Origin of the sequence: Rhodopseudomonas sp. WA056 (assembly GCF_010906995.1) — a bacterium.
Lineage (GTDB): Bacteria > Pseudomonadota > Alphaproteobacteria > Rhizobiales > Xanthobacteraceae > Rhodopseudomonas > Rhodopseudomonas palustris_G.
Genome location: NZ_QPFS01000008.1, coordinates 23,915 through 48,681 on the forward strand (window position 1 = coordinate 23,915; position 24,767 = coordinate 48,681).

A 24,767-nucleotide genomic window follows, 5' to 3' on the forward strand; every position below is an offset into this window, starting at 1 on the left:
GCGCGCAGCCGCCCGGGCCATCGGGTCAGCCGTTGAACCAGCCGCGGGCGTCGCCGGTGAAGGACAGATACACGCCGGCCGCAGTCAGGCCGCAAGATACGATATCGATCCACAGTCCCGCCTCGAGGCCGCTGTCGCCGACGATCTGCGCCAGCGATACCACCGAGAACACAAGTGAAGCGGTCAGCACCGCCCGCGCCCAGTTCTTGCGGCCGTGGGCGGCGAGCCAGACCAGATAGGCCAGCAGCAAGATCAGGCCGGCCGCGATGGTGTTGGCAGCCGCGACCATTCCGGCCGACAGGCTCGACTCGAGCAGGCTGCGATCCTGGAACGCCACCGAGATGCAGTCGAGCATCAACGATGTCAGCAGCAGCACCTCGAACCAGTAGACGTTCCGCGGCAGGCCTGAGGTCGTACCGTTGGTCATTCCTTGGGAAACTCCAGGCCCATTTCGCGGTAGCGGTCCGGGTCGTTGCCCCAGTCCTCACGAACCTTGACGAACAGGAACAAGTGCACCGGCTGCTCCAGGATCGCGCCGATCTCCTTGCGCGCCTCGGCACCGATCGCCTTGATGGTGGCGCCGCCCTTGCCGAGCACGATTTTGCGCTGGCTCTCGCGCTCGACGAAGATCGTCTGCTCGATCTTCACCGAGCCGTCCTTGCGCTCGGTCCAGGTGTCGGTCTCCACCGTCGACTGATACGGTAATTCCTGATGCAGTTGCCGGAAGATCTTCTCACGGGTGATCTCGGCCGCCAGATGACGCAGCGGCGCATCCGACATCTGGTCTTCGGGATAGTGGAACGGCCCTTCGGGCACCTGCGCGGCGAGTGCCTTGCGCAGATCGTCGACACCATCGCCGGTCAGCGCCGACACCATGAAGGTTTGGTCGAATGCCAGCCGCTGATTGGCGGCCTGTGCCAGCGCCAGCAGTTTCTCGCGAGCGATCAGATCGATCTTGTTGAGCACCAGCAGCTTCGGTCGATCGACATTGGCGAGATTGGCCAGAATGTCCTCGGCCTGCTCATTGATGCCGGCACGGGCGTCGAGCAGCACGCAAACGAGGTCGGCGTCGTGCGCGCCGCTCCATGCGGTCTTGACCATCGCGCGGTCGAGCCGCCGCTTCGGCGCGAAGATGCCGGGCGTGTCGACAAGGATGATCTGCGAGGCGCCTTCGATCACGATGCCGCGGATCAGCGCGCGCGTGGTTTGCACCTTGCGCGACACGATGGTGACTTTCGAGCCGACCAGCGCGTTGACCAGGGTGGATTTGCCGACGTTCGGCGCGCCGATCAGCGCGACGAAGCCGCAGCGGGTCGCGGCTGGCGCCGCGTCTTCATGTTCAGCCATCATTGCCGCCTGCGCCGACGCCTTCGCGCGCCAGCATCGCCGAAGCCGCGACCTTCTCGGCCGCCCGCTTGCTGCCGCCGACGCCCTCGGCCGGCTCCAGACCCGGCAGAACAACGGCGACACGGAATTGGGGATCGTGATGCGGCCCGGTGCGCTCGACCTCGCGGTACACCGGGGTCGGCAGGCCACGGGCCTGCGCCCATTCCTGCAGCACGGTCTTGGGATCGCGCAGCGACCGCACCGGCTTGTGCATCCGCTCGGTCCAGTTACTTCGAACGAAGTTCGACGCCGCCTCGTAGCCGCCGTCGAGATAGACCGCGCCGATCACCGCCTCGCAGATATCGCCAAGCACCGACTTGCGCAGCTTGGCGCCGGCGCCGGCGCCGACGGTGCCGATCTTGATGCCCTCGGACAGATCGAGATGGCGGGCGACATCGGCGCAGGACTCTTTGCGCACCAGATCGGCGAGCCGTTTCGACAATTCGCCCTCGTCGGCGTCGGGAAACGCGCGATACAGCATGTCGGAAACGATCAGGCCGAGCACGTGGTCCCCGAGGAATTCCAGCCGCTGATAGCTGTCGGTGCGACGCGCCGATTTCAGCGCCGAGACATGGGTCAGCGCGGTGGTCAACAACGACGGGTCGGCGAAGCTGTGGCCGATCCGCTGCTCGATCGCCGCGGCGGTCGCCTTGGCTTTGGCCTTGCCGGTGCGGCGCTTCTTCGCGGCCGAGGACTCGGACGCAGGAAGCTCAGGCGGCTGCGGCTCGCCGGCCGGCTGCGGTCGGTCCACGCTGGTCGCGTCGTCGATCATCGAACGATGGTGAAGATGCGGCTCCAGCGCACCGCGGTCGGCCAGCGCCAGATCTGCCACGCGTGCTCGCCTTCGGCGATCGAGAAGAAGATCATCTGCGCGCGGCCGATGATGTTCTGGTACGGCACGTAGCCGACCGCCGACAGCACACGGCTGTCGGTGGAGTTGTCGCGATTGTCGCCCATCATGAAGAAGTTACCGGGCGGCACGGTGTAGACGTTGGTGTTGTCGTAGAATCCGTTGTCGACGCAATCCAGCGTCTCGTAGGAGACGCCGTTCGGCAGCGTCTCCTTCCAGCGCTTGACCCGCGCCGTGGCCTCCGAGCCGCACGGATCCTCGCCGACATAGTCCGCCAGCCGCTCGCGCTCGACCGGCTTGTCGTTGATGTAGAGCAGCCCTTCGCGCATCTGGATGCGGTCGCCCGGCAGGCCGATGACGCGCTTGATGTAGTCGGTGGAGTCGTCCTTCGGCAGGCGGAACACCACCACGTCGCCGCGGTTCGGATCCGAGCCGAAGATGCGCCCGGAGAACAACGGCGGCGACAACGGGATCGAATACCGGCTGTAGCCGTAGGAGTATTTGGACACGAACAAATAGTCGCCGACCAGCAGCGTCGCCTTCATCGATCCGGACGGAATATTGAAGGGCTGAAACAGGAAGGTGCGGATCACCAGCGCAATGATGAGGGCGTGAATGACGACGCGGATGGTCTCGCCGACGCCGCTCTCAGATTTGGTTCCGGATGTCACGCTCATCGCTTTCCCGATTCCCGTCGCGGGGAGCCGCACGGTGGACGACTGGTCTGGTGTGTGGAACGGGTCCAGCTTGCGGGCGAGAGCCGGACATGGCGACGGAGAGCGCCACGACCGGCGCTCATTCGCCGAGGACTCGCCCCCATTGGGGATTGTGCGCGGTTTTAGACTGTTGTCGCGACAGGCGCAATCAAACGTCGCGGCGAATCCCGCTAATGCTATGACGAATCAGCCGCTTTTTCTGCGTCACGGGGCCGCCGGGCCGCCCTCGCGCAGTCCCGCCGGGACCGCCGAGATCACCACGAAGGCCTGAGCCAGCGGCCATTCGTCGGTGATCGACAGGTCGATCCGCGACGTCATGCCCGCCGGCGTCAGTGCGTCGAGCCGGACCTTGGCACCCCCGGTCAGCACCATGGTCGGCCGTCCGCCGGGCAGATTGACCACCCCCATGTCGCGCCACCACACGCCCTGGCGTATCCCGGTACCAAGCGCCTTGGAGCAGGCTTCCTTGGCGGCGAACCGTTTGGCGTAGGTGGCTGCAACCAGTTCGGTCTTCTTGCTGCGGCGCCCCGCCCTCGCCCGCTCGGCCTCGGTGAACACCCGATCGAGAAAGCGGTCACCGTGCCGCTCCATGACCTTGGCGATCCTGGTGATGTCGATCAGGTCGGAGCCGATGCCGATGATCATGCGGCGATCGCCTTGGCGCGGCCGCGATCCATCGCCGCCCGCATCGCTCGGACGGTCTCGCCGAGACCGACGAACAGTGCCTCGCCGACCATATAGAAACCGATGTTCAATTCGGCGATCTGCGGCAGTTCCGAGATCGTCTCGGCGGTGGCGTAGTCGAGGCCGTGGCCGGCATGGACTTCGAGCCCGGCCGAACGCGCCAGCGCCGCCCCGGCGACGATCCGCTGCCATTCGGCATTCGCCGTTGCGGCGTCGCCGTCGTTGATCGCGTCGCACCAGGCGCCGGTGTGGATCTCGATCGCCGGCGCTTTCAGTTTCGCCGCCGTCTCGATCTGCGCCGGATCGGCGGCGATGAACAGCGAGGTGCGGATGCCGGCATCGGTGAAGCGCGCGATCGCCGGTGCCAGCGAAGTCTGCTGGCCGATCACGTCGAGCCCGCCCTCGGTGGTCAGTTCCTCGCGCCGCTCCGGCACCAGGCACACCGCATGCGGCTGCACCTGAAGCGCAATCCGGATCATGTCGTCGGTCGCCGCCATCTCGAAATTCAGCGGCTTCGAGATCTCCGCTTTCAGACGCTGCATGTCGGCGTCGCGGATGTGGCGGCGATCCTCCCGCAGATGCGCGGTGATGCCGTCCGCACCCGCCTCGATCGCGGCAAGCGCAGCGCGAAGCGGATCTGGATGGCGGCCGCCGCGCGCGTTCCGCAGCGTGGCGATGTGATCGATGTTGACCCCGAGACGCAGCGGAAGAGCTTTGGACATCTTGAGACTCGCAGCTTTCAATTCAATCGTCATTGCGAGGAGCGAAGCGACGAAGCGATCCAGCTTCGGATACTTGGCCCTTGATTGCTTCGCTTCCCTCGCAATGACGGGGATAGCATCTCGGCTCCACCTGAATCACGTCGAGCCTCAGCCGTTGACCCGCTCGACGTGAGCGACGACGTCCTTGGCGCGCAACTGAGCGATGATAGCGCTGAGATGCTTGAGGTCATAGACTTCGAGATCGATGGTGAGCTCGGTGAAATCCGGCGAGCGCCGGCTCATGTTGATGTTGTCGATGTTGCCGTCGTGTTCGGCGATCACACCGGCGATCTGCGCGAGACTGCCGGGTTCGTTGACGTTCTGTACGAACAGCCGAGCAGGAAAACGCTGCGGCGTGGTCTCGTCGATGTCCCACTTCACGTCCAGCCAGCGCTCCGGCTCTTCCTCGAATTCCTTCAAGGCCGGCGACTGGATCGGGTAGATCGTGATGCCCTCGCCCGGCGTCACGATGCCGACGATCCGATCGCCCGGCACCGCGCCGCCGTTCGGTGCGAACTTCACCGGCAGTCCGGAATGCAGCCCGCCGATCGGAATCACCGAGCCGACCTTGCCGGTCTCTGGCGACTTGGCGACCACCTTGTCGGACGCGTCCTTCTTGCCGCCGAAGCGCGCGATGCGCTCTTCCTTGTAGTCCGGATACATCGCGCGGGCGACGTCGGACGCCTTCATCTCGCCGCGACCGACCGAGGCCATCACGTCCTCGACCGAAGCCCGCGCCAGCCGAGGCAGCGCCCCCTTCAGCTTGTCGTCGGCGTAGTCGATCTTGGCGCGTGCGAACAAACGCTCGACGATCCGGCGGCCGAGGCCGGCATACTGATCGCGCATCGCCACGCGGGTCGCACGGCGGATTGCCGCCCGCGCCTTGCCGGTCACGGCCAGCGATTCCCACGCGGCCGGCGGCGCCGACTGCACCGGCGATGTCAGCACCTCGACCTCGTCGCCGTTCTGCAGCTCCGACGACAGCGGCGCGAATTTACCGTTGATCTTGCAGCCCACCGCGCTGTTGCCGACGTCGGTGTGTACCGCGTAGGCGAAGTCGACGACGTTGGCCTTGCGCGGCAGCGCGATCAGCTTGCCCTTCGGGGTGAAGCAGAACACCTGATCATGGAACAATTCGAGCTTGGTATGCTCGAGGAATTCCTCCGGGTTCGAGCTCTCCGACAGCATCTCGATGGTGTGGCGGAGCCAGGCGAACGCGTTGGACTCGCGATTGAGCAGCTCGGTCGGCGAGCCGACGCCGTCCTTGTAGAACGCGTGTGCGGCGATGCCGTATTCGGCGATCTGGTTCATCTCGCGGGTGCGGAACTGCAGCTCGACGCGCTGCTGACCGGGACCGATCACCGTGGTGTGCAGCGAGCGGTAGTCGTTCTGCTTCGGCGTCGAGATGTAGTCCTTGAAACGGCCGGGAACCATCGGCCAGGTGGTGTGCACGACCCCGAGCGCGCGATAGCACGACTCGACCTCGTCGAGCACGACGCGAAAGCCGTAGATGTCCGAGAGCTGTTCGAAGCCGACCGACTTGCGCTCCATCTTGGTCCAGATCGAAAACGGCCGCTTCCGACGGCCCGTGACCTCGGCGGCGATGCCGTGGCGAGCGAGGTTGGCGGAGAGTTGGGTTTCGATCTCGCCGATCAGATTGCGGTTGCGTTCCGCCAGCGCGTCGAGCCGCTGCATCACAACGGTGAAGGCTTCGGGATCGAGAGTACGGAACGACAGATCCTCGAGCTCTTCGCGCATCTCCTGCATGCCCATGCGGCCTGCAAGCGGCGCGTAGATGTCGAGGGTCTCCTCGGCGATGCGCTGACGCGACGCCGGCGGCACGAAATCCAGCGTGCGCATGTTGTGCAGCCGGTCGGCCAGCTTGATCAGCAACACCCGGACGTCGTCGGCGATCGCCAGCAGCAGCTTGCGCAGGTTTTCCGCCTGCTTGGCCTCGCGCGATACCAGTTCGAGCCGCTTCAGCTTGGTCAGGCCCTCGACCAGCGCGCCGATTTCCGGACCGAACATGGTGTCGATCTCGGTCCGGGTCGCCTCGGTGTCCTCGATCGTATCGTGCAACAACGCCGCCACGATGGTGGCATCGTCCAGCTTGAGGTTGGTCAGGATCGCGGCGACTTCGAGCGGGTGCGAGAAATACGGGTCGCCCGAGGCACGGGTCTGCTCGCCATGCGCCATCATCGCATAGACATAGGCCCGGTTGAGCAGATCCTCGTCGGTATTCGGATTGTAAGATCGTACCCGTTCCACCAGATCGTATTGCCGCATCATGCGGGCTCGGGATCTGGGTTTGGCGGCGGCAGCCGGCTCGGCGATCGCGGCAGCTCCGCCCGCCTGCTCCATCTGCTTCGGAGTCTGGCGTCCTGACGCCATTTCAACAACCTCTATTGCACCGCAACAAGAGCAATTCCTGTTGCGTCCGGCCCCTCGTCCATGCGTGGCGGGTCACACGAGTTGTGCCACGAAAGGAACCTGAACGGCCAGAAAAAACGCGATTTCGGCAGAGTTTAGGTCAAGGCAGCAATGCCGCACCGCATTCCTTTGAGCCGACCGCGAGTGTAGCGAAATGCAAAAAAACGACCCGGATCAGATCCGGGTCGTTTTGCAAAGCATCACGGAAATGTGCGAGATCGCAACCGATCGTTATTCGTCTTCCTCGGGCTGCTCTTCGGGCGGCGCCAAGCCTTCCAGACCCTTCAGCAGCTCCTCTTCGGTCATCCGCTCCATGGCGACCTCGGTGTCGTCGGCGTCGACACTGGCACCGGCGGAACCGATCAGCGGAACGGTATCCTGCTCCGGCTCGTCGACCTCGACGAACTTCTGCAGCGAGTGCACCAGCTCTTCCTTGAGATCTTCGGGGGAAATCGTCTGGTCGGCGATTTCGCGAAGCGAAACAACGGGATTCTTGTCGTTGTCGCGATCGATCGTCAGCGGCGAGCCGGACGAGATCATACGCGCGCGATGAGCCGCCAACAGCACGAGGTCGAACCGGTTGTCGACCTTGTCAATGCAATCTTCCACGGTGACGCGCGCCATGGCCAGTCGCTCCGTTCAATAGGACCAAAATCGGGGTTAGACCGCTACCTATAGGGCATAGACCGCTTTCGCAAGCAGCAATTTGTCATTTGGCCGATCACCGCCACTCTGATAATGCACCCATTGTTCGGGGACGGCCAATCATCGGCCGGCTCGGGCGAACACGAGCCCGACAACAAAAGGCTTCTTTTCAGAAAGAAAAGTATAGAGTACCGGCTGATGCTTCGTGCGGTTGAAGATGCGCCGGTTGCCAAGCGCGACGGCTATTCGTGCAAAAATTGACTTGAGCTGCGCAGCCATTTCCGTTGCGCCAAGAAGCTGACAACAGACACGTGAGAGATCTTGATGTCCACTTCCGCCAGTAACAAGATTGCGCTGTTTATCGACGGTGCCAACCTTTACGCAACCGCAAAGACCCTCGGCTTCGACATCGACTACAAGCGGCTGCTGAAGGAGTTTCAAGGCCGCGGCAATTTGGTCCGCGCATTTTACTACACCGCGATCATCGAAGATCAGGAATACTCGTCGATCCGCCCGCTGATCGACTGGCTGGACTACAACGGCTACACCGTCGTCACCAAGGCGACCAAGGAGTTCATCGACGCTTCCGGCCGCCGCAAGGTCAAGGGCAACATGGACATCGAGCTTGCGGTCGATGCCATGGAACTGGCCGAGCACATCGACCAGATGGTGCTGTTCTCGGGCGACGGCGACTTCCGCTCGCTGGTCGAGGCCGTTCAGCGCCGCGGCGTTCGCGTCACCGTGATCTCGACGATCTCCAGCCAGCCGCCGATGATCGCCGACGAACTCCGCCGCCAGGCCGACATCTTCACCGATCTGGTGGAGCTGCAATCCAAGATCGGCCGCGACCCGGCTGACCGTCCGCCGCCGCGCGAACCCCGCGAGCCGCGTCACCACGCGCCGCAATTCCTGCAGCGGTCCACTGCTCTGGCGTCGCGTGCCGGCGCCGACGACTTCGAAGACTGAGACTGAGACCATGACGACGTTGGCGCGGGGCTCCGGGCCCCGCGTCCCGACCTCCCTCACCGACCCCGATCGCGATTGTCCGTTCTGCCCGCGCCTGGCTGAATTCCGCAGCGAGGCGCGCGCGCGCAAGCCGGGCTGGTTCAACGCGCCCGTACTCTCGTTCGGCGACACTGACGCGTCGCTGCTGATTGTCGGACTTGCGCCCGGGCTGCAAGGCGCCAACCGCACCGGCCGGCCGTTCACCGGCGACTACGCCGGCGACCTGCTCTACGCCACGCTGATCGAATACGGCTTCGCCAGCGGCCAGTATCAGGCGCGGCCGGACGACGGCCTGCGGCTGGTCGGTTGCCGGATCAGCAACGCGGTGCGCTGCGTCCCGCCGCAGAACAAGCCGCTGCCAGTCGAGATCAACACCTGCCGCCGTTTTCTGATCGCGACGATCGACGCCATGCCGAAGCTGCGCGCGATCGTCCTGCTCGGTCGGATCGCGCACGATTCAACGCTGAAGGCGCTCGGCCTGCGCGCCGCCCAGGCGCCGTTCGGCCACGGCGCCGTGCACGAGGCCGGCAGGCTGCGCCTTTACGACAGCTACCACTGCTCGCGCTACAACACCAACACCGGCGTGCTGACGCCGAAGATGTTTCGCGACGTGTTCGCGCGGGTCCGGGCTGATCTCGACGCGTAGTCGGATCAGAAAGAATTGTCATTGCGAGGAGCGAAGCGAAGCAATGACGGGGATGGCGATCCGCGACTGCTAACTAGCGCCGATTGGCCTTCAGCCATTCCAGCACGTCGGCGGCGTTCCGATCCGGCGGAAACACCGGATAGAACACATGGCTGATCCGGCCGTCGTCGATGATCAGCGCCATCCGCTTGATCAGCGTCATGCCTGCGACCTGCATGGTCGGCAGATTCAGGGCGCGCGTCAGTTCCAGAGCCTCGTCGGAGAGCACGGCGAAAGGCAGATGCAGCCGGCTCGCCATCTCTGCCTGATACGTGGTGGACTGCGTCGACAAGCCGAACACCTGGTCGGCTCCAGCCGCCTTGAGTTCGGCGAACAGGTCGCGAAACGCGCAAGTCTGCGGTGTGCAGCCGCGCGCGCCGGGGATCATGTCCCAGTCGTCGACCGGGGCGATCTTGCCGGGCTCGCCGGTCCGGGGATAGGCGAACACCACGGTGCGTCCCGTCAAAGCCGCCAGCGTCACGCTGCCACCGTCGGTAGCTCGCAAAGCCATCGGCGGAACCGCTGTGCCGGGCAGATGCGCGGCGCCGCCGTCGTCGACCGGCGCCGGAATTGCGCTCCAATCGACGTCCATGATGTTGGGCTGGTTGGCCATCCGTTTCTCCGGTTCGACCGCCCGCTCAGCCACGTGCGCGCAGCAGACGGCCCTTCTCCCGATTCCAGTCGCGCTTCTTTTCGGTCTCGCGCTTGTCGTGCAGCTTCTTGCCCTTGGCGAGCGCGAGCTGCAATTTGGCACGGCCGCGCTCGTTGAAATACAGCTTGAGCGGGATCAGCGTCATGCCCTCACGCTCGACCGCACCGATCAGCTTGTTGATCTGCTTGCGATGCAGCAGCAGTTTGCGCGGCCGCTTGGGCTCGTGGTTGAAGCGGTTGGCCTGCAGATACTCGGGAATGTTGGCGTTGATCAGCCAGATCTCGCTGCCGCGGGCGTCCGCATAGGACTCCGCGATCGTGGTCTTGCCGTTGCGGATCGACTTGACCTCGGTGCCGGTGAGCGCGATCCCGGCCTCGATGGTGTCGTCGATCGCGTAGTTGAACCGCGCCTTGCGGTTCTCCGCGACCACTTTGATCGCGCGTTCGTTCTTCTCGGCCATTGGTGGCGATTCCTGTCGGCGCGATCCCCATCGCCGCCTATGGCGACGGGCCGGCGACCTTTTTCCACAGATCCCTGATCTCGGTCAGCAGCTCTTCCTGCCGGGTCGGAGTCGGTGGTGGCGCTTTGGTCTCCTCGGCCCGCTGTTTCAACTTGTTCAGCGACCGGATCACTGCGAAAAGCACCGCCGCGATGATCAGGAAGTTCAGCGTCACCGTGAGGAAATTGCCCCAGGCGAGCACGGCGCCCTGCTTCCTGGCCTCGACCAGCGTATTAGCGGTGACCGTCTGCGACAGCGGCGTGAAGTAGTTCGAAAAATCCAGTCCGCCGGTGACCGCGCCGATGATCGGCATGATCACGTCGCCGACCAGCGAGGTGACGATCCCGCCGAACGCCGCACCGATGATGACGCCGACCGCGAGGTCGACGACGTTACCCTTCATCGCGAAATCGCGAAACTCCTTGAGAAGCCGCGAGCCCTTCTGCTCGAGGTCGCGAACGGAGTCGGTGCTGGTCATGCGCTCCCTGTCAGTTGATCACTCCTGCGTGCACCATCGCCGCACGGATCGCCTTGCCGGTCGGTTCGGTCACCGTCATCAGCGGCAGCCGGACTTCTTCCTGAATGCGGCCGAGCAGCGTCAGGCCGTGCTTGGCGCCGGCGACGCCCGGCTCCTTGAACACCGCGTCGTGCAGCGGCACCAGGCGGTCCTGAATCTTCAGCGCGCCTGGATAGTCGCCGGCGAACACCGCGCCCATCAAATCCGAACACAGCTTCGGGGCGATGTTCGACACCACCGAGATGCAGCCGTGACCGCCGGCCGCCATATAGGCCAGCGCCGTCATATCCTCACCCGAGAGCTGAATGAAATCGGGGCCCATCGCGTGGCGCTGCTGCGACACCCGGCCGAGATTGGCGGTCGCATCCTTGACGCCGACGATGTTGTCGAGCTCGTACAGCCGGCTCATGGTGTCGACCGACATGTCGACGACCGAGCGCGGCGGAATGTTGTAGATGATGATCGGAATTCCGATCGCGTCGTTCACCGCCTTGAAGTGCTGATACATGCCTTCCTGAGTCGGCTTGTTGTAGTACGGCGTCACCACCAGCACCGCATCGGCGCCGGCCTTCTCGGCGTGGCGGGCCAGTTCGACGGCTTCGCGGGTCGAGTTGGACCCGGCGCCGGCGATCACCGGCACCCGGCCCTTGGCCTCTTCGATGCACCACTCGACCACCTTGTGGTGTTCCTCGTGGCTCAGCGTCGGGCTCTCGCCGGTGGTTCCGACCGGCACCAGGCCGTGGGTGCCCTGCTCGATCTGCCAGTTCACCAGGCTGCGAAACGCCTGCTCGTCGAGCGCGCCATTTTTGAACGGCGTGACCAAGGCGGTGAACGACCCCCGAAATTTCGTCTTGGCTGCCATCATGTTCTCCTCAACGCCCGCGACCTTGCAACGAAGCGCCCTTCATACCGAGTCCCCACCCGACGGGAAAGGGTTCCATCGGCGGAGAAACCGGCGGTTTTGAGGATTCTGATCGGCGGCGGCCGCGGATCTCAGGCGGACGGCGCGACGGCGTAATCGTCGTCGGAAACCTGCTCCATCCAGGTGGCGAAACTGCCGTCAAGCGCCTCCTGCATTGCGATGTGGGTCATGCCGTTGGTCGGTGAGGCGCCGTGCCAGTGTTTCTCGCCGGGCGGAATCCACACCACGTCGCCGGCGCGGATCTCACGCACCGGGCCGCCTTCGGTCTGAATCCGCCCCACTCCGGTCACCACATACAGCGTCTGGCCGAGCGGATGGGTGTGCCAGGCGGTGCGGGCGCCGGGCTCGAACGCCACCCGGGTTGCGGCCAGCCGCGCCGGCGCCGGTGCGGCGACGATCGGGTCCTGCCACACCGTGCCGGTGAAATAGTCCCTGGGCGCCCGCTGGGTCGGGCGCGAGCCGGCCGCGAAGATGTCCATCGCCAACGCTCCTCAGGTCTTGTCGGCCTTCTCCTTGAACGCCGCATAGCGCGCCTTGGTTTCCGCGTTCATCGGATACAGGCCGGGCAGCACCGCGCCGTTATTGACCTCCTCGACGATCCAGCCTTCCATCCGCTCCTGCTCCGGCCCTTCGGCGAGCACGTGGTCGAGCAGCGCCTGAGGGATCAGCACCGCGCCGTCTTGATCGGCGACGATGATGTCCTTCGGGAACACCGCGACGCCGCCGCAGCCGATCGGCTGGTCCCAGCCGACGAAGGTCAGGCCGGCGACCGACGGCGGTGCCGCCGCGCCGTCGCACCACACCGGCAGTCCGGTGCCGAGCACACCCTCGAGGTCGCGCACCACGCCGTCGGTGATCAGCGCCTTGATGCCGCGCTTGACCATGCGGGCGCACAGGATGTCGCCGAAGATGCCGGCGTCCTTGATGCCCATGGCGTCGACCACGGCGATACAGCCTTCCGGCATCGCCTCGATCGCGGCACGGGTCGAGATCGGCGAAGCCCAGGACTCCGGCGTCGCCAGATCCTCGCGCGCCGGCACGAAGCGAAGTGTGAACGCCTCGCCGACCAGCCGCGTCGCGCCCGGCCGCAGCGGCCGCGCGCCGCGCAGCCAGACGTTGCGGAGCCCCTTCTTCAGCAGCACCGTGGTGATGGTCGCGGTCGAAACGCGCGACAGGATGTCGACGGCTTCCGGGGTCAGAGACATGAAGGGAGAGCTCCAGTGATTGTCGGCGCATCTTGCGGGCCGCGACTGCCGCGTCAAGACGCAACCCTGCGATCGACAGCCCAGTGCGGCGCATGGCGATCATCGCATTTTATCACCTCTGCCGGGATCGACTTATCGGCAGCGCGATCGTCGCGAAGTGATTTTCACCGCGCCGGAAAACGCGCTATCGGAGCCGGTAGCTTTGTGAGATCGTTACCGGATGACCACCCCGCCTCCACGACTGCTGCCGAGCGGTGATACCGCAATCACCGTCGAGTTCGGCCGCGACATCAGCGACGAATCCAACCGCCGCGTGCTCGCGCTCGATCGCAGGCTGAAGCAGAGTCCGGTCGCTGGTATCGTCGAAACCGTGCCGACCTATCGATCGCTGCTGGTGCATTACGATCCTGAGACGGTCGGCTTCGGCGCGCTGTCCGATCAACTCGTCTCGCTGGCGCAAGCGCCCGACGACGACGCGACGATCGCCAGACGGCGCTGGCGGATTCCGGTGTGCTATGGCGGCGAACACGGTATCGATCTGGAGGATGCCGCGCGTGCGCTCAACATCACGCCCGACGCGCTGGTGGCGCGCCATGCCGCCGGTGATTATCGCGTCGCCATGATCGGCTTCACGCCGGGCTGGTCGTATCTGTCGGGCCTCGATCCGGCGCTGGCGATGCCTCGGCGGCAGGCGCCGCGGCTGCACACCCCGGCCGGCACGATCTCGGTCGGCGGCATCCAGGCCGGAATCCAGTGCCTTGCCGGACCGAGCGGATGGCACCTGCTCGGCCGCACGCCGGTGCGAACCTATCAGTTGCATCGCGAGCCGATCTTTCTGCTTGAGCCCGGCGATGCGATCAGCTTCGCGCAGATCGACGCCAAGGAATTCGCCGAGCGCGAAGATGCGGCCTCTCACGGCGAAATCGTCGCGGACCTGCTGAGCGCATGACGAGCCTTGTGATCGACAGCGTCGGCCCGGCCACCTCGGTGCAGGACGGCGGCCGCCACGGCACGCAGCGTTACGGCCTGCCGCCCAGCGGCGCGATGGACCGGCTGTCGCTTGCCGCCGCCAATGTACTGGTCGGCAACAGCGCGTTCGCAGCGGCGATCGAACTCGGCCCGCTCGGCTCGAAACTGAGTGTCCGGGACGGCGCGGTGCGGCTGGCGCTGACCGGCGCCGAGCGCCCCGCCGCGATCGATGGGGCGCCGCTCGCGTTCAACGAGTCTTTCACGCTCACCGACGGCCAGATCCTCACCGTAGGCGTCGCCCGCGGCGGCGTATTCAGCTATCTGGGAATTGAAGGCGGCGTCCGCGGCGAGCCGATGTTCGGCAGTCTCGCCGTCAACGCGCGCGCCGGTCTCGGCAGCCCCTACCCGCGGCCGTTGCAGGCCGGCGACACGATCGAGGTCAAATCCGCGGCGCCGGCCGTCGAACGCCACCTCGACCTGCCCGAGCAACAAGACGCGCCGATCCGGGTCGTGCTCGGTCCGCAGAACGATGAGTTCGGCGATGCGGTGGAGACGTTGCTCTCCGGCGCTTGGACGGTCTCGGCGACCAGCGACCGGATGGGCTATCGGCTCGATGGTCCGCAGATCTCGCATCTGCACGGCCACAACATCGTCTCGGACGGCACGGTCGACGGCAGCATTCAGGTGCCCGGCTCCGGCCAGCCGATCGTGCTGATGCCCGATCGCGGCACCAGCGGCGGCTATCCGAAAATCGCCACGGTGATCTCGGCCGATCTCGGCCGGCTGGCGCAGCGCCAGCCCGGGCGGCCGTTCCGCTTTGGGGCGGTCAGCGTCGAAGACGCGCAGGGCGCCTACCGCGCCATGGCCAGGCTGATCCGCTCGCTGCCCGACCGGCTGCGCGACGCACAGCATGCCACCATCGACCTCGACGCGCTGCTCACCGCCAACGTCGCCGGCACCGCGATCGACGCGCTGACGGCGGAGTAATCGAATCCGACGACGGGACCAATCGGGATGAAGATCGATCTGAACTGCGACCTCGGCGAAGGCTTTGGCGTCTGGCAGATGGGTGACGACGCGGCGATGATGCAGATCGCCACCAGCGTCAACATCGCCTGCGGCTTCCACGCCGGCGATCCGGACATCATGCACGCGACAGTGACGCTGGCGAAGCAGAACGGCGTCGCGATCGGCGCGCATCCGGGCTTCCGCGACCTGCACGGCTTCGGCCGCCGCCCGGTGCCGGGGATCACCGCGGCCGAGATCGAAAACCTCGTCGCCTATCAGATCGGCGCGCTGCAGGCGGTCGCCACCCTTGCCGGCCACAAGGTCACCCACGTCAAGGCACACGGCGCGCTGTCCAACGTCGCCTGCGAAGACGACATGACCGCGCGCGCGATCGCATCGGCAATCAAGGCAGTCGATCGGTCGCTGGTGTTCGTCGTGCTGGCGAATTCGAAGCTGATGCTGGCGGGCGAAGCCGCCGGCCTGCCGCTGGCGCACGAAGTGTTTGCCGATCGGGCCTATGAGGACGACGGCAATCTGGTGTCGCGCAAGAAGCCCGGCGCGGTGCTGCACGACCCCGATGAGATTGCCGAACGCGTGCTGCGGATGGCGCAGGACGGCGCCGTCGTCTCCGTCACGGGTAAGGTGATCAAGATGCGCACCGACACGGTGTGCATCCATGGCGATACCAAAGGCGCGGTCGAGATCGCGCGCGGGGTGCGCCGGAAGCTCGAAGCGAGCGGCATCGCCGTCGCGCCGTTTGCCGGAGCCTGACGCCCGCGATCCGCGCTACGTCCCGATCAGCGTCAGCAGCTCGGCGGTCAGCGCGCCATCGACGCTCCATTCGTTCAAAATGGAGAAGTGGTGATGCCGCGGCAGAATGCGCAGAGCGACCGGCGATCCTGCCCGCGCGGCGACGTTGGCATAGTCCAGCGATTGCCGCTGCAGTTCGGGCAGTTCGTCGCCGCCGACCAGCAGCGATTGCGGCGCCATGCCGAGACGTGTGCGCCGGATCGGACTGAGGATCTCGACTTCCTGCCGATCCAGCCGCAACGCCTCATCGAGATAGCACAGCGCAATCGGCTCGAGATCGAAGATGCCGCTGATGCATACCGCGCCCCGGACCGCTGCATGCGCGCTCGCCACCGAGGCGAGGTGTCCGCCGGCGGACCAGCCGCTCACCACCAGCTTGCGCCGGTCGAAGCTAAATCGCTCGGTGTCGGCAGCCAGTACATCGAGCGCCAGATCGACCTCGGCGACGATGTCCGACAACCGCGCCGCCGGCGCCAGCGTGTAGCCGACCACGGCGACGTCGATGCCGTGGGCGTTCGGTCCATCGGCCACGAAGGAGAACATCTCCTTGGAATTGCGTTGCCAATAGCCCCCATGCAGGAACACCAGTAGCGGCGCGCCCGCTTCACCGGAGCCAAAATAGTCCAGCGAGGTCCGCTCGCGATCCGCATAGGCGATATCGAGCCGCGCTCCCGCCCCCGCGCGGCGCGTGTCGCTGCGGTCGCGCCAGCGATCCAGCCATTGCGGGCTGTCGACCACCGCGGCGCTGTTGTTGTAGGCGGCGTCGAGCGCGGTGCGATCCATCCCGCGATAGATCGATCGCGAAGCGTGGGAAGTTGAAACGGTCACTCAGGAATCCGCCGTCGCTGCAACCTTGCGGCCGGCGCCGACATGGCTGGTGAGTTGCTGCGTGATGCTGCGCCGAAGCGTATTGAACTCCACCGAGGCGACATCGCGCGGGCGAGCCAGCTCGATCGCAACATCTCGATCGATCCGGCCCGGCGACGAGCTCATCACCACGACACGGTCGGCGAGCAGCACCGCCTCCTCGACCGAATGGGTGACGAAGATCACCGTCAGCTTGGTGGTCCGCCAGATCTCGATCAGCTCTTCCTGCAGCGCCGCGCGGGTCAGCGCGTCGAGCGCACCGAACGGTTCGTCCATCAACAGAATGTCGGCGTCGTTGGCGAGCACCCGGGCGATCGCGACGCGCTGCTTCATGCCGCCGGACAGTTGGTGCGGATAGCGGTCGGCGAATGCCGTGAGCCCGACCATCGCCATGAACCGCTCGGTGAGCTTGTCGACCTCCTGCGCCGCGACCCGGCGATGGCTCGGGCCGAACCCGATGTTTTGCCGTACCGTCAGCCAGGGAAACAGCGCGTAGTCCTGAAACACCATGCCGCGGTCCGGGCCGGGACCGCGCACCTCGCAACCGTACACGCCGACCGAGCCCTGCGTCGCCGTCTCGAAGCCGGCGATGATCCGCAGCAGGGTCGACTTGCCGCAGCCCGAAGCGCCGAGCAGACAGATGAACTCGCCCTTGCGCACCGTCAGATCGACACTGCGCAGCGCCTCCACCGGCCCGTTGGACGCGTGATAGATCTTGTTCAGCCCGCTCACCTCCAGGATCACCGGCGGGGCGTCACGATTGGTGGTTTGATCAAGCATGGTGCTGCGGACTCCAGCGCAGGAAGTAGTTGCTGAGCATCACCAGGATGCGATCCGACAGGAATCCGGTGATGCCGATGATGATCATGCCGGTGATGACGAGATCGGTGCGCGACAGCGTGCGGCCGTCCATGATCACGGCGCCGAGACCTTCCGGAACGCCGGTCATCTCGCCGACCACGATCAGGATCCAGGCGAACGACGCGCCGAGCCGCAGACCGTTGAAGATGCTCGGCAACGCCGCCGGCAGCACGACGGATCTGAACAGTTGCGGCCCGTTGCAGCCGAGCATCCCGGCGGCCTCGAACAGCCGGACATCGACCGACTTCACCCCGAACACGGTATTGAGCAGGATCGGATAGAACGCGCCGAGGAAGACCAGGAACACGGCCGACTTCGGCCCAAGGCCGAAGAAGATCATCGACAGCGGCAGCCAGGCAGTGACCGGGATCGGCCGCAGCAGTGCGAGCGTCGGATCGAGCAACGCGCGCAAAAGCGGAATCCGTCCGATCATCAACCCAAGCGGAATTCCGATCAGCGCAGCCAGAAAGAAGCCGCCATACACCCGCTGTACCGATTTCCAGAAGTGGATCGGCAGGCTGGCGCTGTAGGCGTCGTCGTAGATTCCGCCGAAGGCGAAATCCCACATCATCGTCGCGACGCCGGATGGCGGCGGAACCAGCCGCGTCCCGGTCCAGCGCACCATCAAGTCCCACGCCAGCAGCAGGCCGAGCGGCACGATCAGCGCGAGGGCTGTGGCGCGTAGCCTGGCTGCGAGCTTGCCGGGGGGACGACTTCCGCCGCGCGCAGGTGCGGCGGAAGTCCTGGTCATCGAGGGAGCGCCCATGGCGGACGAGGTGACCGTGCTTTGCAGGCTCATCAGTTGCTCACGACGCCGAAATCGCCTTGATGAAGCTTGCGTCGATGAAGGTCTTGTAGTCGGGCAATTGCCGGATCTGCTTCTTGTCGAGCATCTGGGCGCCGTAATACTGCGCCTGCTTCAGGAACTGATCGTCGATGTTCCAGGTCAGCTCGACGTTCGGTGCCGCCTGCTCGATCGAGGCTTTCTGCTGGCCGAGCTTCTGCATCGCCATCTCGACGAACGCGTCGCGGTTGCTCATCGCGTATTCGCTGGCCTTGCGGTGCACCTTGAGCAGCGTGCGGATCAGTTCGGGATCCTTCTCGATCAGTTCGCGCCGGGTGCTCAGCACCATGTTCAGCGAACCGGTCGGCGTCGAATACGGATATTCGACGATCTTGCCGACGCCGCTGGCGAGGCTGATGCCGGCCGCCGGCTCGGCGCCCACATAGGCGTCGATGTCGCCGCGCGCGAGCGCCGGGGCCATGTCGCTGAACGAGACGCGGACCGATTGGATGTCCTTGATCGTCATGCCTTCGGCGGCCAGCCGGTCGAGGATCACCACCTCCTGGGTCGAGCCCGGCCAGATCGCGACCTTCTTGCCCTTCAGATCCTTGATGCTGGCGATGCCGGAATCCTTGCCGGCGACGACCGCCATGCCACGGTTGCAGGCGGCACCGACCACCACCACCGGCTCGCCATTGGCGCCGCCGAGCGTCGCCGCCGCGAGGCCGAAGATGCCGAAATCGACCGATCCCGTCGCCACGGCGTTCTTGCCGTCGGTCGGACTCTCGAACGGCACCACCACGACCTTGACGCCCGCCGGCACGAACTTCTCGTAGAAATACGGTGTGATGCCGTGAATGAGCTTCAAGGTTCCGACCTTGATGACGCGATCCTCCGCAAGCGCCGTCAGGCTGGTGGCGGCAAGTGCGGTCGCGGTCACCGCGAGGCGGATGAAGTGGCGTCTGGTGGTGTTGTGCATGGCTTCCTCGCTGCTGATCCCGGCAAGCCACTGTAGGTGCGACGCAACAACATCAGAAATTTATTGTTTATATCGGTTTTATAAGCTGGCTTAATAGAACGATGCTCGCACCGCTCGACCTCCGCCTGCTGCAGACCTTCATCGTGCTGGTTCAGACCGGCAGTTTTTCCGAAACGTCGCGGCGATTGGGCCGGACTCAGCCGGCCGTCAGCCTGCAGCTCAACCGGCTCGAGGAAGCAACCGGGGCTCCACTGTTCACCAAGGTCGGGCGCAGGCTGGTGCTGACAAATCACGGTGAGCTGGTGCTCGGCTATGCGCGCACCATCATGGGCCTGCAGGACGAACTACGCGCCCGCCTCGCTGCGCCGAAGCTCGACGGCGCGGTCGTTCTCGGAATGCCCGATCTGTATGCCGCCTATCTGCTACCCGGCATCCTGTCGGATTTTCGCAGCGCCTATCCCAACGTCGATGTCGAGCTGAAATGCGCGCTGTCCAGCAAGCTGATGGCTTCGGTCGAGAAAGCCGAAATCGACTTGGCGATCGTCACCGGGATGCCCGCGTTCAAGGTCGGAGAGCTGGTCGCGCAGGAGGAGCTGGTCTGGGTGACGTCGGAGCGTGGCTCGGTCCACCTCGAAAATCCGGTGCCGCTGGCGATGCTGCCGCCAGGCAACATCTTTCGCGATTTCGGGCTCGCCGCGCTGGAAAGCATCGGCCGGATCTGGCGGCTGAGCTGCATCAGCGAGAGCATCAGCGGCATTCAGGCCGCCGTGTTCGCCGGCATCGCCGTCAGCGTGGTCGGCAAGAGTTCGGTGCTTCCGGGGATGCGGGTGCTCGGCCGCGGCGACACCTTCCCGGCCTTGCCCAAGGTCGATCTGGTGCTGTACCGCTCGGCGCGGAGTGCCAATCCTGCGGCAGAGGCGCTCGCCAGCGTGATCGTCCGGCATTTCGCGAATTCAGCGATCGCTCCCGCGGCGCGTTTCGTGCGAACCCAGGCCGGCAGTGGCTCGCACGACTAACTATCTGGACGCCGTTCAGGACAGTCGCAGATGCGGCGCCGCGATCACGATCGCGCCGATCAACCCGAGGGCTGCGCCGAGCATCAGGACGTGAATATCGATCGCGAACGACGACCACGACCGAAGCCGCTGTGGTGTCGTCGCCGAGTGCAGATGAGCCTGGTGTCGCACGGTCCGTTCTCCTGGTTCCGAGGAACAAGAAAGGCCTGACCGCCTCCGCCGCAAGACGGCCGCCGAAATAACAAAGGCGGCGCTGTCCGGGTCCGGGAACCGGCAAAATTCGTCTCTTCCGGAACCCCGCCGAAGGGCAATCTTCTCGCCGGTTCGGTTCCGAGCCGCCTTGTCAGCGCCGCCGATCCGGTTTAGCTCCTCTCGCACCCCAATCCAGGCAGTTCGACCATGCAGCAGGCCGCCGCGCCCAAGATCAGCTTTGTTTCGCTCGGATGCCCCAAGGCCCTGGTCGATTCCGAGCGCATCATCACCCGGTTGCGCGCCGAGGGTTACGAGCTGGCGCGCAAGCACGACGGCGCCGACCTCGTCATCGTCAACACCTGCGGCTTCCTCGACAGCGCCAAGCAGGAATCGCTGGCCGCAATCGGCGAAGCGATGGCGGCGAACGGCAAGGTGATCGTCACCGGCTGCATGGGCGCCGAGCCGGAGCAGATCGAAGCCGCCTATCCCGGCGTGCTGTCGATCACCGGTCCGCAGCAATATGAAAGCGTGCTGGACGCCGTGCATCGCGCCCGGCCGGCGCTGCACAACCCGCACCTCGATCTGGTGCCGCCGCAGGGCGTGCGTCTGACGCCGCGGCACTACGCTTACTTGAAGATCTCCGAGGGCTGCAACAATCGCTGCAGCTTCTGCATCATCCCGAAGCTGCGTGGCGATCTGGTATCACGCCCGGCCGGCGACGTGCTACGCGAAGCCGAGAAGCTGGTCGCCGCCGGCGTCAAGGAGCTGCTGGTAATCTCGCAGGACACTTCGGCTTACGGCGTCGACGTCAAGTACGCCGAGAGCCCGTGGAAGGATCGTGCCGTCCGCGCCAAATTCCTCGATCTGGCCAGCGAGCTCGCCGAACTCGGTGCCTGGGTGCGGCTGCACTACGTCTATCCGTATCCGCATGTCGACGAGGTGATCGGCTTGATGGCGGACGGCAAGGTGCTGCCCTATCTCGACATTCCGTTCCAGCACGCCAGCCCCGACGTGCTCAGGCAGATGAAGCGCCCGGCCGCACAGGACAAGACGCTCGACCGGATCAAGCGCTGGCGTGAAATCTGCCCCGACCTGGCGCTGCGCTCGACCTTCATCGTCGGCTTTCCCGGTGAGACCGAGCGCGACTTCGAATTCCTGCTCGACTGGCTCGATGAAGCTGAAATCGATCGCGTCGGCGCGTTCAAATACGAGCCGGTCGCCGGTGCGCCGTCGAACGCGCTGGAGGATCAGATCGCGGACGAGGTCAAGCAGGAGCGCTGGAACAGACTGATGGCGCGGCAGCAGGCGATCTCAGCGCGGCGGCTGAAGCGCAAGGTCGGCACCCGTCAGCAGGTGATCATCGACGAGATCGGCCCGACCGTCGCCAAGGGCCGCTCCAAGGCCGACGCGCCGGAGATCGACGGCGCCGTCTATCTGTCGAGCCGTCGCCCCTTGCGCATCGGCGAAATCGTCACCGCCAAGATCGACCGCGCCGACGCGTATGATCTGCACGGCACGGTGGCGGGGTTCTGAGCAGCAACAGCGACTACACACACGCAGGTCATCGCCCGGCTTGTCCGGGCGACCCAGTATTCCAGAGAGCTGATTGCTTTACACCAGCGTTCCGGAACACTGGGCCCTCCGCTTTCGCGGAGGGTGGCGGCTCGTATGGGTGACGTTGTGCGACCTTACGGCTTCAGAATCGAAGCACCGGTCGTCGTCCGCCCTTCCAGATCGATATGCGCCTTCGCGGCGTCCTTCAGCGCGTAGGCGTGGTTGATCGGGACGTGCAGCTTGCCCTCGATCACCGCTGAAAACAGCGTGTCGGCGCCTTCGATCAGTTCCTTGCGGGTGCCGATATAGTCGTTCAGCTTCGGCCGCGTCGCAAACAGCGAACCGTGATTGTTGAGTTCTGCGAGCGGGAACGACGGCACCGGCCCGGAGGCGTTGCCGAACGACACGAACAGGCCGCGTGGCTTGATGCATTTCAGCGAGCCCGGGAACGTCGCCTTGCCGACGCCGTCATAGACCACGTCGCACAGTTCGTTGCGGCTGATCTGCTTGACCCGCGTCACCCAATCCTCCTCGTTGTAGAGGATGACGTGATCGCAGCCGTTGGCGAGTGCGAGGTCGGCCTTGGCCTTGGAGCCGACGGTGCCGATGACGTGTGCGCCGAGCGCCCGCGCCCATTGGCAGGCGAGCAGCCCGATGCCGCCGGCGGCGGCGTGGATCAAGACGCGATGGCCGGGCTCGACCTTGAAGGTCTTGTGCAGCAGGTACCACACCGTCAGGCCCTTGAGCATCAGCACGGCGCCCTGCTCGTAGGTGATGTGGTCTGGCAGCTTTACCAGCTTGGCGGCTTCGATGTTGCGCTGCGTGGCGTAGCCGCCGAGATTCGCGTAGTACGCGACCCGGTCGCCGGGATGGAAGTTGGTGACGTGCGGGCCGACCGCGACCACCTCGCCGGCCGCTTCGTTGCCGATCACGAACGGCAGCGACGGCGCTTTGTAGAGGCCGGTGCGGAAATACACGTCGATGAAGTTCAGGCCGACGGCGTGCTGGCGAATCCGGACCTCGCCTTCGCCCGGCGGCGGCAGCTCGACGTCCTCGTAGACCAGGACCTCCGGTCCGCCCACCTGATGTACACGCACCGCCTTCGTCATCGTCGTCCCCTCGGATCTCATGTGAGCTTCACCGAAAGCCATCACCCGGGTGTTGTCAACCTGCCGGCAGCGACGGCTTCCGCGGTCAGCGCTGAGGCGCACGCTTGCGCTTGGCGAGCACGTTGAAGAACTCCACCGACGCCGAGAACAGGATGGCGAAGTAGATGTAGCCGCGCGGGATGTGGAACGCGAAACCGTCCGCCACCAGCGCCACGCCGATCAGCACCAGAAACGCCAGCGCCAGCATCTTGGTGGTCGGATGCTCCGCGACGAACCGCGCCACCGGACCCGACGAGATGTACATCACCACCATCGCGATCACCACGGCAGCGACCATGATCTCGATGTCCTGGGCCATCCCGATCGCCGTGATGATCGAATCGATCGAAAACACCAGGTCGACGATGACGACCTGTACGATCACCCAGAAGAACGCCCGGTCGGCGAGACCGGGTTCAGGCGCGTGGTCCCTCGCCTCGACCTCGCTGTGGATCTCGTGGGTGGCCTTGGCGATCAGGAACAGTCCGCCGGCGATCAGGATGATGTCCCGCCAGGAGAACGGCTTGTCGGCGATGCTGAACACCGGCGTGGTGAGACCGATCAGCCAGACCAGCAATGTCAGCAGGATGAGGCGGAAGATCAGGGCCAGGGCAAGGCCGATCTGCCGCGCTCGCGTCGCGCGCGGCTCGGGGATGCGCGACACCAGAACCGACAGGAAGATCACATTGTCGATCCCGAGCACGATTTCGAGTGCCGTCAGGGTCAGCAGCGCGGCCCAGGCTTCAGGACTGGAGAGCAGTTCGATCATCGGGGGTCTCGTCGGAGCAAGCGGAACACGGTGTCGGCGCAGCCGACATACAGCGCGATCGCGCACAGAGCGATCGTCACCGGGGCAACAACTTCAAAGTCTCGCAGAAGCGTGTAGCCGGCAAGCAGCGCCCACAGCGCGGTCAGCGTCAGGGTCAGCGGGCGCAGCCGTGCCACCCGCACAGGATGCACGACGCGAAACGGCACGAAGGTGAGGACGATCAAGACGGCGATTCCGAGACTGCCGACGATCGCCGGCGGGTGCAGCAGAAACAGATAGAACGCCGCGGCGTTCCACAATGCCGGAAAGCCCCGGAAGTGGTTGTCCTCGGTCTTCATCCGGCGATCGGCGAAGTACATCGCCGAACTGACGACGATGCCGACGCCGAGCACCGGCGCCGCGATCGGCAACAGCAGACCGCTCGCGGTGATGGCATAGGCCGGCACGAACACGTAGGTGAGGAAGTCGACCACCAGATCGAGCACCTCGCCCGACCATTGCGGTTGCAGCCGGGCGATGTCGAGCCGCCGCGCCAGCGGGCCGTCGATCGCGTCGATCAGCAGAGCCAGCCCGAGCCAGGCGAACATCGCCGCCCAATGCTGGCGCACCCCTTCCAGCAGCGCGAGCAGCGCAATCGCCGCCCCGGCAGCCGTCAACACGTGCACGCCGAGCGCAGCGGCACGGCGAGAGCGCGATCCGGGAGGCGGCGGAGGATCCTGCGGTGTCATCGAACGTCGTGCATAGCAGGTTGGCGGCCGATCTGCACAATTCCGTTGCGGCGTTCGGTCGCGCAAACGGCCAGAAACGTTAATGTTTCGCGGCGGACTTGAAATCGGCGCAGGCCGGGGCAATT

General features: G+C 65.3%; 30 protein-coding genes. 7 read left to right on the forward strand and 23 right to left on the reverse strand.

Annotated elements, in window-relative coordinates; all coding sequences use genetic code 11:
* Window positions 1-25 precede the first annotated feature (25 nt).
* The 9 genes from DU475_RS03310 to DU475_RS03350 all read right to left on the reverse strand — a co-directional run bounded on the left by DU475_RS03310 (window position 26) and on the right by DU475_RS03350 (window position 7,751).
* Complete coding sequence (locus DU475_RS03310; protein WP_013502509.1) at window positions 26-427, reverse strand: hypothetical protein; 402 nt, start codon at window positions 425-427, stop codon at window positions 26-28.
* On the reverse strand, window positions 424-1,347 hold the full coding sequence (gene era, locus DU475_RS03315; protein ID WP_164630669.1) for a GTPase Era: 924 nt from the start codon (window positions 1,345-1,347) through the stop codon (window positions 424-426). Before era ends, DU475_RS03310 begins: the two co-directional genes overlap by 4 nt.
* On the reverse strand, window positions 1,340-2,158 hold the full coding sequence (gene rnc / locus DU475_RS03320) for a ribonuclease III (RefSeq protein WP_013502511.1): 819 nt from the start codon (window positions 2,156-2,158) through the stop codon (window positions 1,340-1,342). The genes era and rnc overlap by 8 nt, the downstream gene beginning before the upstream one ends.
* Entirely contained in the window at window positions 2,155-2,913 is a 759-nt protein-coding gene (gene lepB / locus DU475_RS03325) for a signal peptidase I (RefSeq protein ID WP_013502512.1), read from the reverse strand. The genes rnc and lepB overlap by 4 nt, the downstream gene beginning before the upstream one ends.
* Before the next feature lie 243 nt (window positions 2,914-3,156).
* Window positions 3,157-3,597: a holo-ACP synthase gene (gene acpS, locus DU475_RS03330; protein ID WP_142882698.1), complete on the reverse strand. Its 441-nt coding sequence runs from the start codon at window positions 3,595-3,597 to the stop codon at window positions 3,157-3,159.
* Window positions 3,594-4,358 (reverse strand): pyridoxine 5'-phosphate synthase, encoded by a 765-nt coding sequence (locus tag DU475_RS03335; protein WP_013502514.1) that lies wholly within the window; start codon window positions 4,356-4,358, stop codon window positions 3,594-3,596. The genes acpS and DU475_RS03335 overlap by 4 nt, the downstream gene beginning before the upstream one ends.
* 147 nt (window positions 4,359-4,505) lie before the next feature.
* Complete coding sequence (locus DU475_RS03340; RefSeq protein ID WP_013502515.1) at window positions 4,506-6,788, reverse strand: RelA/SpoT family protein; 2,283 nt, start codon at window positions 6,786-6,788, stop codon at window positions 4,506-4,508.
* 270 nt (window positions 6,789-7,058) lie between these two features.
* A complete protein-coding gene (gene rpoZ / locus DU475_RS03345) occupies window positions 7,059-7,451 on the reverse strand; it encodes a DNA-directed RNA polymerase subunit omega (protein WP_013502516.1) in 393 nt (130 codons plus the stop codon).
* 141 nt (window positions 7,452-7,592) lie between these two features.
* Window positions 7,593-7,751, reverse strand: coding sequence for a hypothetical protein (locus DU475_RS03350; RefSeq protein WP_155413257.1), 159 nt, complete (start codon window positions 7,749-7,751; stop codon window positions 7,593-7,595).
* A gap of 45 nt (window positions 7,752-7,796) precedes the next feature.
* Between DU475_RS03350 and DU475_RS03355 the strand changes: the two genes are divergently transcribed.
* Complete coding sequence (locus DU475_RS03355) at window positions 7,797-8,438, forward strand: LabA-like NYN domain-containing protein (protein ID WP_013502517.1); 642 nt, start codon at window positions 7,797-7,799, stop codon at window positions 8,436-8,438.
* A gap of 10 nt (window positions 8,439-8,448) precedes the next feature.
* The gene (locus tag DU475_RS03360; RefSeq protein WP_142882696.1) at window positions 8,449-9,123 is read left to right on the forward strand and encodes a uracil-DNA glycosylase; all 675 of its coding nucleotides are present in this window, start codon (window positions 8,449-8,451) and stop codon (window positions 9,121-9,123) included.
* A 73-nt stretch (window positions 9,124-9,196) separates the two neighbouring features.
* Here the strand turns inward: DU475_RS03360 and DU475_RS03365 are convergent, their stop codons facing one another.
* The 6 genes from DU475_RS03365 to DU475_RS03390 form a co-directional block, all read right to left on the reverse strand.
* The gene (locus DU475_RS03365) at window positions 9,197-9,775 is read right to left on the reverse strand and encodes a peroxiredoxin (protein WP_164630671.1); all 579 of its coding nucleotides are present in this window, start codon (window positions 9,773-9,775) and stop codon (window positions 9,197-9,199) included.
* Window positions 9,776-9,800: 25 nt separating this feature from the next.
* Window positions 9,801-10,274 (reverse strand): SsrA-binding protein SmpB, encoded by a 474-nt coding sequence (smpB, locus tag DU475_RS03370; RefSeq protein WP_013502520.1) that lies wholly within the window; start codon window positions 10,272-10,274, stop codon window positions 9,801-9,803.
* 37 nt (window positions 10,275-10,311) lie between these two features.
* Window positions 10,312-10,791, reverse strand: coding sequence for a large conductance mechanosensitive channel protein MscL (mscL, locus tag DU475_RS03375; RefSeq protein WP_164630673.1), 480 nt, complete (start codon window positions 10,789-10,791; stop codon window positions 10,312-10,314).
* A gap of 10 nt (window positions 10,792-10,801) precedes the next feature.
* Window positions 10,802-11,692 carry a 4-hydroxy-tetrahydrodipicolinate synthase gene (gene dapA, locus DU475_RS03380; RefSeq protein WP_013502522.1) on the reverse strand — a complete coding sequence of 297 codons (891 nt, stop codon included), beginning with the start codon at window positions 11,690-11,692 and terminating at the stop codon, window positions 10,802-10,804.
* A gap of 131 nt (window positions 11,693-11,823) precedes the next feature.
* Window positions 11,824-12,231, reverse strand: a complete 408-nt coding sequence (locus tag DU475_RS03385) for a (R)-mandelonitrile lyase (RefSeq protein WP_164630674.1) — start codon at window positions 12,229-12,231, stop codon at window positions 11,824-11,826.
* A gap of 12 nt (window positions 12,232-12,243) precedes the next feature.
* Window positions 12,244-12,957 carry a ribonuclease activity regulator RraA gene (locus DU475_RS03390; RefSeq protein ID WP_013502524.1) on the reverse strand — a complete coding sequence of 238 codons (714 nt, stop codon included), beginning with the start codon at window positions 12,955-12,957 and terminating at the stop codon, window positions 12,244-12,246.
* Between the two features lie 220 nt (window positions 12,958-13,177).
* Here DU475_RS03390 and pxpB point away from each other — a divergent pair, with 220 nt between their 5' ends.
* Genes pxpB through DU475_RS03405 form a run of 3 tightly spaced genes read left to right on the forward strand, consistent with a single transcriptional unit; the run spans window position 13,178 to window position 15,705 of the window.
* On the forward strand, window positions 13,178-13,906 hold the full coding sequence (gene pxpB, locus DU475_RS03395) for a 5-oxoprolinase subunit PxpB (RefSeq protein ID WP_047307295.1): 729 nt from the start codon (window positions 13,178-13,180) through the stop codon (window positions 13,904-13,906).
* Window positions 13,903-14,913, forward strand: coding sequence for a 5-oxoprolinase subunit C family protein (locus DU475_RS03400; RefSeq protein WP_047307294.1), 1,011 nt, complete (start codon window positions 13,903-13,905; stop codon window positions 14,911-14,913). The genes pxpB and DU475_RS03400 overlap by 4 nt, the downstream gene beginning before the upstream one ends.
* A 27-nt stretch (window positions 14,914-14,940) precedes the next feature.
* Window positions 14,941-15,705 (forward strand): LamB/YcsF family protein, encoded by a 765-nt coding sequence (locus DU475_RS03405; RefSeq protein WP_164630676.1) that lies wholly within the window; start codon window positions 14,941-14,943, stop codon window positions 15,703-15,705.
* A 15-nt stretch (window positions 15,706-15,720) separates the two neighbouring features.
* On the opposite strand, the gene DU475_RS03410 is transcribed toward DU475_RS03405, so the two are convergent.
* The 4 genes from DU475_RS03410 to DU475_RS03425 are packed head-to-tail and all read right to left on the reverse strand — an operon-like array spanning window position 15,721 to window position 19,235.
* Window positions 15,721-16,527, reverse strand: a complete 807-nt coding sequence (locus tag DU475_RS03410) for an alpha/beta hydrolase (protein ID WP_164630716.1) — start codon at window positions 16,525-16,527, stop codon at window positions 15,721-15,723.
* Window positions 16,528-16,572: 45 nt separating this feature from the next.
* Window positions 16,573-17,391: an ABC transporter ATP-binding protein gene (locus DU475_RS03415; RefSeq protein ID WP_164630678.1), complete on the reverse strand. Its 819-nt coding sequence runs from the start codon at window positions 17,389-17,391 to the stop codon at window positions 16,573-16,575.
* Window positions 17,384-18,271 (reverse strand): ABC transporter permease, encoded by an 888-nt coding sequence (locus tag DU475_RS03420; protein ID WP_164630680.1) that lies wholly within the window; start codon window positions 18,269-18,271, stop codon window positions 17,384-17,386. Before DU475_RS03420 ends, DU475_RS03415 begins: the two co-directional genes overlap by 8 nt.
* 7 nt (window positions 18,272-18,278) lie before the next feature.
* On the reverse strand, window positions 18,279-19,235 hold the full coding sequence (locus tag DU475_RS03425) for an ABC transporter substrate-binding protein (protein ID WP_013502531.1): 957 nt from the start codon (window positions 19,233-19,235) through the stop codon (window positions 18,279-18,281).
* 101 nt (window positions 19,236-19,336) lie between these two features.
* Here DU475_RS03425 and DU475_RS03430 point away from each other — a divergent pair, with 101 nt between their 5' ends.
* Window positions 19,337-20,251, forward strand: a complete 915-nt coding sequence (locus DU475_RS03430) for a LysR substrate-binding domain-containing protein (RefSeq protein WP_164630682.1) — start codon at window positions 19,337-19,339, stop codon at window positions 20,249-20,251.
* Window positions 20,252-20,266: 15 nt separating this feature from the next.
* Here DU475_RS03430 and DU475_RS03435 read toward each other — a convergent pair whose 3' ends face one another.
* Complete coding sequence (locus tag DU475_RS03435; protein WP_164630684.1) at window positions 20,267-20,422, reverse strand: hypothetical protein; 156 nt, start codon at window positions 20,420-20,422, stop codon at window positions 20,267-20,269.
* A gap of 228 nt (window positions 20,423-20,650) precedes the next feature.
* On the opposite strand from DU475_RS03435, the gene rimO reads away from it, so the two are divergent.
* The gene (gene rimO / locus DU475_RS03440; RefSeq protein ID WP_164630686.1) at window positions 20,651-21,976 is read left to right on the forward strand and encodes a 30S ribosomal protein S12 methylthiotransferase RimO; all 1,326 of its coding nucleotides are present in this window, start codon (window positions 20,651-20,653) and stop codon (window positions 21,974-21,976) included.
* Window positions 21,977-22,131: 155 nt separating this feature from the next.
* On the opposite strand, the gene DU475_RS03445 is transcribed toward rimO, so the two are convergent.
* The 3 genes from DU475_RS03445 to pcsA all read right to left on the reverse strand — a co-directional run bounded on the left by DU475_RS03445 (window position 22,132) and on the right by pcsA (window position 24,642).
* On the reverse strand, window positions 22,132-23,106 hold the full coding sequence (locus tag DU475_RS03445) for a quinone oxidoreductase family protein (protein ID WP_164630688.1): 975 nt from the start codon (window positions 23,104-23,106) through the stop codon (window positions 22,132-22,134).
* 85 nt (window positions 23,107-23,191) lie between these two features.
* Window positions 23,192-23,914, reverse strand: a complete 723-nt coding sequence (locus DU475_RS03450) for a TerC family protein (RefSeq protein ID WP_142882684.1) — start codon at window positions 23,912-23,914, stop codon at window positions 23,192-23,194.
* Complete coding sequence (pcsA, locus tag DU475_RS03455) at window positions 23,911-24,642, reverse strand: phosphatidylcholine synthase (RefSeq protein WP_164630690.1); 732 nt, start codon at window positions 24,640-24,642, stop codon at window positions 23,911-23,913. The genes DU475_RS03450 and pcsA overlap by 4 nt, the downstream gene beginning before the upstream one ends.
* Between the last annotated feature and the right edge of the window lie 125 nt (window positions 24,643-24,767).